The sequence below is a fragment of the Thomasclavelia sp. genome (assembly GCF_017889095.1).
In the GTDB taxonomy this organism is placed as follows: Bacteria; Bacillota_I; Bacilli_A; order Erysipelotrichales; family Coprobacillaceae; genus Thomasclavelia.
The window spans coordinates 1-7,795 of the sequence record NZ_JAGHEW010000368.1; the positions used below are offsets into that span (position 1 = coordinate 1).

A 7,795-nucleotide genomic window follows, 5' to 3' on the forward strand; every position below is an offset into this window, starting at 1 on the left:
GGTTAGGAAAAAACAGTAATTTTCTAACACTTTTTCAGTTTCACAGAAACACCCGGCTGTAATGATATACGTACAGGCTGGGTGCTTTTGATTTTCACCTAAACGAATCTAAATTCCTATATAATAAAAAAAGGGCTTTTATAAAGCCCTGTCACCGTAAATTATTATTGCCAGCCGTTTTATCAGCCGGCGCCGCTGCCGGTAAACTGTTTTTTTATCCATTCCGGTTTTTTCTGCTGTTTTTTCATACGTCAAGCCCTCAATATACAAGCATTTAATAACGCTTATATATTCATCATCTTCAATCAGATCAAGGGCTTTATCTATTATGGTTAAAACCTCCCGGTAATTTTCGTTTATTGCGATCCCGTTTTTTAAATCCTTATAAGTAGACAGCAAATAAGCCACTTTTTCATACGGCGACCTGTTTTTTAATACATTTTCGATTATTTCCAGTGCCTGCATACCGCGCTCATAATATGCATGTATATATAGTTATTCATATGAACTAAAAATAATTTGCCTGTAGCGCGTCTTAGCAACACGCCATTTTATGTAAATAAAGCTGTTTTACTTAAAAACAGAAATAATTACCCCCGTTTCTGTATTCACAAGCATTATCTGCTTGTTAGTGTTCTTGATATACAAATATTTTTCATGATCAATCGAATTATCCTTTAATATTTTTTTCATCTTTAATGTTAGTCTTTTCGCCTGTTTCATCACTCATTTAATCCTCTCTTAAAAATTCATTCATCAACCATTCAATTCTATTTTTAGCCTTAAATTCAGTTTCTCTATCTTCCTCATACCGTCTTACAACTCTTTCTGCTTTTTTTGCTATCATTTTACGGTATTCCTCATTATCAATATTAAACATCAGCTTTAGCTGCATGATCATAATTTCAACGTCTGCAATTTCCTCTGTTAAATTATCAAGACATCTGCATATTTCTGTTTTAGTACCATGCTTTTCAGGCAAATACTGCTCTGTTACTGCTTTTTTTCTTACCCGCAGCATTTTATTTACTGCCTGGATCAGTTCTGCGCATTCCTCCATAGCTAAATTTGCCTGATAATCTATTCCGTAAAAACCGATTATTTTTCTCAAATCATCTTTACTGTTTAAAATATCCATTTTCACAATCATATTTTCACTCACTTTCTAAATCATCTGAATTTTTAATAACTTTAAAATATCTTTCCATATCTTCAACAGCAATTTTAATTACTGTTTCATACGTTCGCCACGTTTCGGTGTCCTGGGTTACTTTTCGGCTCAAATACATATATCGCCTGTCACTGCACTTAAACAACGGATCATAAAAGAAAATGCTGCCTTTTTTTATTTTCACCAGCTTTTTAAGTCCTCTCTGGTCTTTCATAGCCGGTACAAGCATATCTTTATTAAGGATCATTTTAACTAAAATCATTTTATATCCCTTTCCGCTTTTTCCTCATACAGCAGACCGCCTATTTTTTTAAAGTTTACAGCATGGGCAATGTCTGCGGTGTGCCTGCAAAAATCACGACAGTTTTCACATTTTGTACGGTCGCATAGATATATTACATCGCCAGTAGCTTTATTTTTTTCTGCCGTTAATTCCTGATATTCTTCTAACGGTATTAATATATAGCGTCCGTCGCTCATAATCCAAACCCTCCCTTTTTCAAGTGTTTTTTCCCTTCCCCGGACAGTATCCAGTTAACCGATATATTAGATCTTTTAACAAAATAATCATGATTTCTGATTGCTGAAATTTTAATAATTTCCTTTGACGATATATAATAACGGTCTAAATATGACTTCTGATTTTTAAAATAAAACAGCTCACATTTTTTTACTCCTAATTTCCTTCTGATCAGGAATAATATAATTCTTTTCATTTTTTCTTATCTGTCCTTTCTGTTTTGTCGACTGTTACTGTACCGCCGGCAATATCAGTCGCGTTTAAACCCGGTACATATTTAATTTTCAATTTATCAAGATCAATACCTATTGCGCTGCAAATTTTATGATATAATTCGCAGTTGTTGCAGCTCATTTGATTTTTACAGTAGTTGTTTAATACTTTAATTGCTACAAATTCATCTAAATCATCTGTTTTTATCATCTTTTATCCCCTCAATTTTTGATTTCTTTTTCTTTAAAACATCTCGCCAATAATCTTTTATGCAATCAATACAGCTTTTTCTGCTAACACCGCCGCTTTTATCGGTTTTACATTTTTCTTTAGTACAATAATCACAACATAATGAATATCTGACATCATATAGCGCATTTGCTAGATTTCTTAACTCTCTTTCTTCGTATTCATTCATTTTTTCACTCCTTAACTTCTTTGATTTCAACTTTCACCAGTTCACAATATTTAGGAAGTCTTTTATTTGAATTAATTAATCCTGCTTCAAATTTGCTTAATAATTTAGGCACTTTGTAATTTCCGTTTTCATCATTTGAAATATATCTCATTCGTGGTTTTAATGCATTTGTTCGATAATCAAAACCAAATACAAATTTTCCATCTTTTTTATTCTTTATAGCGTATGCAAACATTTTCTAACCTACCTTTACCCACGTATTATAGGGTGCATGATATTTCCTATAATCGCTTGTTTCTACCATAATCTGATACTCGCACGCTGTCGGCTTGTATATCTTAATTACTGTTCCTTTAACTCCGCTTACTGTACAAATAACCTTGTCACCTATTTTAATCATTTTCTACCCCTCACTTACTCCGTTGCTACCCCTCATTTGCATAGCTTTTGTTAATGGGAAGAAACGGTTTTCTTCAAATTCTCTTGCATGATTAGTCACGTTATCTATAAATACTTTTTTATCTGAATCATGATACAAATATTCGCATTCTTTTTTTGACAGTATTTTTTCTATTTTAATAAATGTAAATTCTTCAAATTCAGGTTTCATATCAAAAACCCACATACCAACTTTCAAATCTTCAAATTTGTATGGGTATAGATTAAATAAAACCTTAACTGCTTCATCAACAAATTCTTTCATTTTATCTTCATCAATAGCTATATTAGCAATTGCTCTTACGTTTCCATTATCATCAAAATGTTGTTTGATCAATTGCCATAGAATATTAATTTCATTTTCAAGTACATTTGTTCTAATAAAACCTCTAATTGGAACAAATGTATCAGGTTCAATACAGTCTGTTTCTTCTTTAATCCTTCTTAGTGCTTCTGTACATAATTCTTTAGTCAATTTCGGTTGAAGCAATTCTAATTTTGCCATTCTTCATCACACCCAATCATCTTGTTAATGTTATTAACCGCTTCATTTTCAATGCTTCTTATAACGTCGATAGCTTCTTTTATTTTCTTTTTATCTTCCCTTTTTTCTACAATTCCCGCTAAAAGAGATAGCTCCCAGTAAGTTATGTATGCTACATCTCTTATTTTCTGCTGATTAAGCAGCCTGTTAAATTCTTCAGCAGTTATTTTCATCATCTTTCACTTTCCTTTCTTCTGCCGGTAAACATTCCCCAAAAATAGAACATCTGACCGACTGGAAACAGTCTATATAATAAACAGCAATTTCACTTTTTTCTTTATCTCTTTTTCTTCGCCATATTCTTATGCAGTTATCTAAATATGTTTTAATATCTTCTAAATTATCCATGTTTTCACCTCTCTTTACTGTGTTTTAACAGTATAGATAACTCTATATTATTTCGATTTAACTTTTTCCTTCAAACCCAGCATATACCAACGCTTTCAGCCGTTTCACTGTCACAAAAACTTTTGATACTTTTTTAACGCCCTAATTTCTTTTCATAAAATCAAGTTCAACAATGGCTATTCTTTTTTTTGGAATAACTGTATAATCTTTTATATTCAACTTTCGGCAACCGTCGAACACTTTGTGATAAATTATAATATTACTTTTATGTACCCTGATATCTTCAATATCTGTAAATTCCTGCTGTGTTATATGCCTGTTCTTTTTAAATACAATTCTTACATTCATTGTCTGCTAATTCCTTTCTGATATTATAAATCATATATTTTTAATTCTTTTATTAATGACTTTGGCAATACTCTTTTAGCCTCCCATGATCTGCTATATATTTCTATTCTTTCACTTTCTATAGGTATATACGAATTTTCCCAGTTTAACCCGTCTATTTCATCTACATTGTCTATTTCTTCTTTTTCATCATTATTTAATGAAATTATTACTCTCATTATTTATTAATATCCTTCCTGTCGCTTTTTAGCGCTAAATTTCACATACCCAATAGCTGTTTATCAGTTCTCTAGGTACTGTTTTCATAATTTCAATACCTTTTTCACATTGTGTTATACTGTTGTTATATATAAAATCAATTTCCTGATCATAAATATTAATGTTTTTTACATTTTCTAATTCTTCATCATCTAATCGTGTTTCTTCCTTATAATTTATTAATACTTTCATGCCTGTTATCCTATAATCCTTTCATCTTTATTTCTTTAACTGCACTTCCTGGAATTCTTGTATTACTTAATTCATCATCACTCCTTGAGGTTATATAAATATAATTTTTTGCTTTGTTAACAGCTTCCACATTTATATATTCCTGCTTTTTTCCGTCCTGATAAATCACTACTGCTTTCACTGTCTGCTGTCCTCGCTTTCCAATAATCCCGCCTTAATAAATTCCTCTTCCAGAAAAACACTAATTTTATCTACATCTATCAGTACCGGTGCTTCCGGATATTCTTCCGGTATCTCACATAACTTAAACAGCTTTGCCAACAATACATAATACTGCTTCATTTTTCTACACTTCCAGTTTCATAATATAATCTGTCTTTTTCTTCTCTGCCCATACGATAGCGCCATAACGGGCAGTCAATACTTTTGCACTCCCTGACTTCGCCAGGCGAAAACGCGCAGCAGTCCAGGCATTTAAGCCGGATTGCCTTAGATCTGCTTATTCTTTTCCCCTGCGCCTCCTTAACCATTTTTTCATATTTTTCACTCATGCCTGTACCTTCCTTAAAGCGTCTGGGCGCCTTTTTCAATTCTTAATTCAATGCCGAGTACAACATAATCATCTTTTATATATTCCTGATCATCTAAGATATAAATGATCTCTGCATTAACAAATTTACCCGTATACCCCTTATGATCGTATTCCTCCAAAAAAACATAGTCGCCGACCTTAAAATCGCGGTCATTTTTTCTTACTTCAAATTTTTTAACACCTGCTATTACATCATAAAAATACTTTGGCTCTATTTTTAAATTATGTACCTTCATTTTTTCACCTCCTAAAACATTATTATTCTTTTAACTTCTTTTTCATCTAAAGTTATTTCATTAAAATTATCTTCTATAAACTTTAATGCTTCACTTTCGGATAAATTAAAAGTTGCTACAAAATACTTAACAAGCAGTTCTTTCTTCCATTCTTCCGACATTTTTAAAACCTCCCCTATTCATCTTCAACAACATAATATTTACCTTCAAGAATGCCGCTAAATGTTAGCCAGCTTGAAAGATAGTTATGCTTTATCTTTAATATTTTTATAAGTTCATCACTATACAGAGAACCGCATACCAACGTAATATCGTTAATATCCAGCAGCAAATAGTGTTTTTTTGGTCTGCTCATTTTTTCTTTAAACATCCCCTTTAATCCCTAATTTTTCTTCTAATTCAATGATATATTGATTTTGATTTGCTACCTGAACCCTAAGACTTCTAATTTCCTGCGCTGCTTTAAACATATCATCTTTAAAAATCCTAATCTGTTCATGTGCTTCTTTTAATTCACTCATTACATATAAATCGGTACTATTATATTTATCCAGCATATTATCCACCCCAACAGTTTAATTTAAATTTATTTTTATTTGCCCAACTTTTTACAAATGTTTTTATATCATCATCAGGAATATTATTGTTTTTGCAATAGCATTGAATAATTTCTCTATTTTTAAGTTCAAGAGTTGTATAAGGTGTATTCGGTTCAATCTTTTTACGAATAAAAAATATTTCAGTTTTATTTTGAGCAACTCTGTCTGCATAAGTTTTAACGCAATGATTTAATATTCGAGACTCTTCATTTAACTCATCGACTGATCTGCAAGGTACTATTAAATAGTCATTAAAAAAATAAATATATTTATCGTATTTTTTTGAATTAACTAATATCTGCCTGTTTTTTATTTCTATATCAGCTATCTTTATTTTTTTAGCAAGTTCATCATGCGCTTTTTTTAAATAAGCAGGATATTTGTTTGATGAATTACATATAACTGCCATTTTTTTGCACATTCCTATATAATCCAAATATAAGTTTGTAACATCTAAAATGCTATAGTTATTATGGCAACCTATCTGGCTGTATAAATCTTCCTTTATCTTTAATAACTGATTTTTTAAATATGAAATTAACTTTTCTGATGTTTTTATATTATTTTCAAACAGCAGCTTATACATCATATACTCATATTTATCAGTGATACTGTATTTTCTTATCCAGTCTAAATTTTTACGAAACTCAATTAGCGGCAACTCCAAATATTTAAGATATTTTATATCCCTTTTTTCAACACCTAAAAAATCAGGAAACGATTTAGAAAAACGTATTCCGCTTGTATTTCTGATTAAATGATTTAGCCCAGCCTTTGCCAACATTTCAATCTGTCGCGGGTATTTATCATATTTTTTTAAATATATAAATATTTCTTCTACTAAATAGTCTGTGTATTCATAAGCACAATATCTATGGATAGAATTATTTAAAAAGGGTCTGTAATCATTATGTTCAATCACCTTATATCTGCTACCAGTATATAATACATAGGTATCAACATTGCGTTCTTCCCATAGAATTTCATCATCAGTTACTACAGCACTGTAGAAAAAATAATATCTGCACCAGTCGCCTGTTAAAATTCTAATTCCTCCCATTCCGGCGTAAATACGATTTGTCAATATGTATTCCATTCCTGCAAGCTGGCGTTTGATCTCATATATATGCCGATAAAATTTTTTATTTTCAAAACCTTCTGCTATATAAAAACTTCTACATAAAAGTCTTTTTTTGTAACTGCTGTATATATTAATTACTTTCGAAGTTATAACTCTTTTTCTTTTTGAATTTCCTATTTCCTTACTGGTTGCAAAATACTTTTTAAAATAATTTTCCGAGTATTTTCTAAACTCATGTGTTTTCAGTTCTTCCAGTAATTTGTTTTCTAAACTGTTTTTCATTAAAATAAACTCATCTGCCCTTCTGCTACATCTTTACTCTTTTTTGATTTACGCTTACGTTTAGTTTCCGTTTCTTTGTCAAGTTCTTTATGTTCGTTTTTCTTTTTTTCTGTTTCAATAACATCATTAATTACATTGGTTCTTACCTGTACACCACCAGGCAGTTTATTCATTTTAATGTTATCTTCCTGATAATAATGAACCGCCATTTGAAACAGCTCATTATTATCTATCCCAAAATAAACTCCGTTTGTTGCTTTTATATAAAATTCCCCTTTTATATAATCGGTACATTCTTTTAGACTCTTATTTTCTTTTTCGAGATTTTTTGCTAAAGTCAAATCCTCTTTTGAACGTTCAAGCAAATACTGACCAATTTCTTTTTCAATTGAACCAGATTTATACTTAACCATTTCTTTTTTCAGTTTCATTTTTGTAAGCTCCTTTAATATTTCATTTTTTCAAGTTTCTTTCTTTTCATTTTGGCGGTTGTTCTAGTATAAATACGTGTTGTATCTATGCTTGAATGTCCCATAATATCGGCAAGTTCTGCTA

The 7,795-nt window shown here is 30.9% G+C and carries 21 protein-coding genes; all 21 read right to left on the reverse strand.

The window, feature by feature from the left end; translation table 11 throughout:
* Nucleotides 1–138: 138 nt before the first annotated feature.
* On the reverse strand, nt 139–465 hold the full coding sequence (locus J7M77_RS15455) for a hypothetical protein (protein WP_296880183.1): 327 nt from the start codon (nt 463–465) through the stop codon (nt 139–141).
* A gap of 265 nt (nt 466–730) precedes the next feature.
* Nucleotides 731–1,162: a hypothetical protein gene (locus tag J7M77_RS15460; RefSeq protein ID WP_296880185.1), complete on the reverse strand. Its 432-nt coding sequence runs from the start codon at nt 1,160–1,162 to the stop codon at nt 731–733.
* Complete coding sequence (locus J7M77_RS15465) at nt 1,155–1,355, reverse strand: hypothetical protein (RefSeq protein ID WP_296880186.1); 201 nt, start codon at nt 1,353–1,355, stop codon at nt 1,155–1,157. Before J7M77_RS15465 ends, J7M77_RS15460 begins: the two co-directional genes overlap by 8 nt.
* 74 nt (nt 1,356–1,429) lie before the next feature.
* Complete coding sequence (locus tag J7M77_RS15470) at nt 1,430–1,651, reverse strand: hypothetical protein (protein WP_296880188.1); 222 nt, start codon at nt 1,649–1,651, stop codon at nt 1,430–1,432.
* 232 nt (nt 1,652–1,883) lie between these two features.
* Nucleotides 1,884–2,114 carry a hypothetical protein gene (locus tag J7M77_RS15475; RefSeq protein WP_296880190.1) on the reverse strand — a complete coding sequence of 77 codons (231 nt, stop codon included), beginning with the start codon at nt 2,112–2,114 and terminating at the stop codon, nt 1,884–1,886.
* Nucleotides 2,098–2,322 (reverse strand): hypothetical protein, encoded by a 225-nt coding sequence (locus J7M77_RS15480; RefSeq protein ID WP_296880193.1) that lies wholly within the window; start codon nt 2,320–2,322, stop codon nt 2,098–2,100. Before J7M77_RS15480 ends, J7M77_RS15475 begins: the two co-directional genes overlap by 17 nt.
* Before the next feature lie 4 nt (nt 2,323–2,326).
* A complete protein-coding gene (locus tag J7M77_RS15485) occupies nt 2,327–2,557 on the reverse strand; it encodes a hypothetical protein (protein WP_296880195.1) in 231 nt (76 codons plus the stop codon).
* 168 nt (nt 2,558–2,725) lie between these two features.
* Entirely contained in the window at nt 2,726–3,265 is a 540-nt protein-coding gene (locus tag J7M77_RS15490) for a hypothetical protein (RefSeq protein ID WP_296880198.1), read from the reverse strand.
* The gene (locus J7M77_RS15495; RefSeq protein WP_296880200.1) at nt 3,253–3,480 is read right to left on the reverse strand and encodes a hypothetical protein; all 228 of its coding nucleotides are present in this window, start codon (nt 3,478–3,480) and stop codon (nt 3,253–3,255) included. The genes J7M77_RS15490 and J7M77_RS15495 overlap by 13 nt, the downstream gene beginning before the upstream one ends.
* Nucleotides 3,461–3,652, reverse strand: coding sequence for a hypothetical protein (locus J7M77_RS15500; protein ID WP_296880202.1), 192 nt, complete (start codon nt 3,650–3,652; stop codon nt 3,461–3,463). Before J7M77_RS15500 ends, J7M77_RS15495 begins: the two co-directional genes overlap by 20 nt.
* A gap of 371 nt (nt 3,653–4,023) precedes the next feature.
* On the reverse strand, nt 4,024–4,218 hold the full coding sequence (locus J7M77_RS15505; protein WP_296880203.1) for a hypothetical protein: 195 nt from the start codon (nt 4,216–4,218) through the stop codon (nt 4,024–4,026).
* A gap of 34 nt (nt 4,219–4,252) precedes the next feature.
* Complete coding sequence (locus tag J7M77_RS15510; protein ID WP_296880205.1) at nt 4,253–4,450, reverse strand: hypothetical protein; 198 nt, start codon at nt 4,448–4,450, stop codon at nt 4,253–4,255.
* A gap of 10 nt (nt 4,451–4,460) precedes the next feature.
* On the reverse strand, nt 4,461–4,631 hold the full coding sequence (locus J7M77_RS15515; RefSeq protein ID WP_296880207.1) for a hypothetical protein: 171 nt from the start codon (nt 4,629–4,631) through the stop codon (nt 4,461–4,463).
* A complete protein-coding gene (locus J7M77_RS15520) occupies nt 4,628–4,792 on the reverse strand; it encodes a hypothetical protein (protein ID WP_296880210.1) in 165 nt (54 codons plus the stop codon). The genes J7M77_RS15515 and J7M77_RS15520 overlap by 4 nt, the downstream gene beginning before the upstream one ends.
* Nucleotides 4,789–5,001 carry a hypothetical protein gene (locus tag J7M77_RS15525; protein WP_296880211.1) on the reverse strand — a complete coding sequence of 71 codons (213 nt, stop codon included), beginning with the start codon at nt 4,999–5,001 and terminating at the stop codon, nt 4,789–4,791. Before J7M77_RS15525 ends, J7M77_RS15520 begins: the two co-directional genes overlap by 4 nt.
* A 13-nt stretch (nt 5,002–5,014) precedes the next feature.
* A complete protein-coding gene (locus J7M77_RS15530; protein WP_296880213.1) occupies nt 5,015–5,278 on the reverse strand; it encodes a DUF3850 domain-containing protein in 264 nt (87 codons plus the stop codon).
* Between the two features lie 11 nt (nt 5,279–5,289).
* Nucleotides 5,290–5,439, reverse strand: a complete 150-nt coding sequence (locus tag J7M77_RS15535) for a hypothetical protein (RefSeq protein ID WP_296880215.1) — start codon at nt 5,437–5,439, stop codon at nt 5,290–5,292.
* Nucleotides 5,440–5,453: 14 nt separating this feature from the next.
* Entirely contained in the window at nt 5,454–5,633 is a 180-nt protein-coding gene (locus tag J7M77_RS15540; protein ID WP_296880216.1) for a hypothetical protein, read from the reverse strand.
* A gap of 7 nt (nt 5,634–5,640) precedes the next feature.
* Nucleotides 5,641–5,835: a hypothetical protein gene (locus J7M77_RS15545; protein WP_296880218.1), complete on the reverse strand. Its 195-nt coding sequence runs from the start codon at nt 5,833–5,835 to the stop codon at nt 5,641–5,643.
* Between the two features lies 1 nt (nt 5,836).
* Nucleotides 5,837–7,240, reverse strand: a complete 1,404-nt coding sequence (locus J7M77_RS15550; protein ID WP_296880220.1) for a PcfJ domain-containing protein — start codon at nt 7,238–7,240, stop codon at nt 5,837–5,839.
* On the reverse strand, nt 7,240–7,671 hold the full coding sequence (locus J7M77_RS15555) for a Cas9 inhibitor AcrIIA9 family protein (protein WP_296880223.1): 432 nt from the start codon (nt 7,669–7,671) through the stop codon (nt 7,240–7,242). Before J7M77_RS15555 ends, J7M77_RS15550 begins: the two co-directional genes overlap by 1 nt.
* Between the last annotated feature and the right edge of the window lie 124 nt (nt 7,672–7,795).

What these genes read in the sequence shown, in the direction of transcription:
- J7M77_RS15455 (WP_296880183.1), bottom strand. Translation starts at nt 465, where the DNA reads ATGCAGGCACTGGAAATAATCGAAAATGTATTAAAAAACAGGTCGCCG.
- J7M77_RS15470 (WP_296880188.1), bottom strand. Translation starts at nt 1,651, where the DNA reads ATGAGCGACGGACGCTATATATTAATACCGTTAGAAGAATATCAGGAA.
- J7M77_RS15475 (WP_296880190.1), bottom strand. Translation starts at nt 2,114, where the DNA reads ATGATAAAAACAGATGATTTAGATGAATTTGTAGCAATTAAAGTATTA.
- J7M77_RS15480 (WP_296880193.1), bottom strand. Translation starts at nt 2,322, where the DNA reads ATGAATGAATACGAAGAAAGAGAGTTAAGAAATCTAGCAAATGCGCTA.
- J7M77_RS15485 (WP_296880195.1), bottom strand. Translation starts at nt 2,557, where the DNA reads ATGTTTGCATACGCTATAAAGAATAAAAAAGATGGAAAATTTGTATTT.
- J7M77_RS15490 (WP_296880198.1), bottom strand. Translation starts at nt 3,265, where the DNA reads ATGGCAAAATTAGAATTGCTTCAACCGAAATTGACTAAAGAATTATGT.
- J7M77_RS15495 (WP_296880200.1), bottom strand. Translation starts at nt 3,480, where the DNA reads ATGATGAAAATAACTGCTGAAGAATTTAACAGGCTGCTTAATCAGCAG.
- J7M77_RS15500 (WP_296880202.1), bottom strand. Translation starts at nt 3,652, where the DNA reads ATGGATAATTTAGAAGATATTAAAACATATTTAGATAACTGCATAAGA.
- J7M77_RS15505 (WP_296880203.1), bottom strand. Translation starts at nt 4,218, where the DNA reads ATGAGAGTAATAATTTCATTAAATAATGATGAAAAAGAAGAAATAGAC.
- J7M77_RS15510 (WP_296880205.1), bottom strand. Translation starts at nt 4,450, where the DNA reads ATGAAAGTATTAATAAATTATAAGGAAGAAACACGATTAGATGATGAA.
- J7M77_RS15520 (WP_296880210.1), bottom strand. Translation starts at nt 4,792, where the DNA reads ATGAAGCAGTATTATGTATTGTTGGCAAAGCTGTTTAAGTTATGTGAG.
- J7M77_RS15525 (WP_296880211.1), bottom strand. Translation starts at nt 5,001, where the DNA reads ATGAGTGAAAAATATGAAAAAATGGTTAAGGAGGCGCAGGGGAAAAGA.
- J7M77_RS15530 (WP_296880213.1), bottom strand. Translation starts at nt 5,278, where the DNA reads ATGAAGGTACATAATTTAAAAATAGAGCCAAAGTATTTTTATGATGTA.
- J7M77_RS15535 (WP_296880215.1), bottom strand. Translation starts at nt 5,439, where the DNA reads ATGTCGGAAGAATGGAAGAAAGAACTGCTTGTTAAGTATTTTGTAGCA.
- J7M77_RS15540 (WP_296880216.1), bottom strand. Translation starts at nt 5,633, where the DNA reads ATGAGCAGACCAAAAAAACACTATTTGCTGCTGGATATTAACGATATT.
- J7M77_RS15545 (WP_296880218.1), bottom strand. Translation starts at nt 5,835, where the DNA reads ATGCTGGATAAATATAATAGTACCGATTTATATGTAATGAGTGAATTA.
- J7M77_RS15550 (WP_296880220.1), bottom strand. Translation starts at nt 7,240, where the DNA reads ATGAAAAACAGTTTAGAAAACAAATTACTGGAAGAACTGAAAACACAT.
- J7M77_RS15555 (WP_296880223.1), bottom strand. Translation starts at nt 7,671, where the DNA reads ATGAAACTGAAAAAAGAAATGGTTAAGTATAAATCTGGTTCAATTGAA.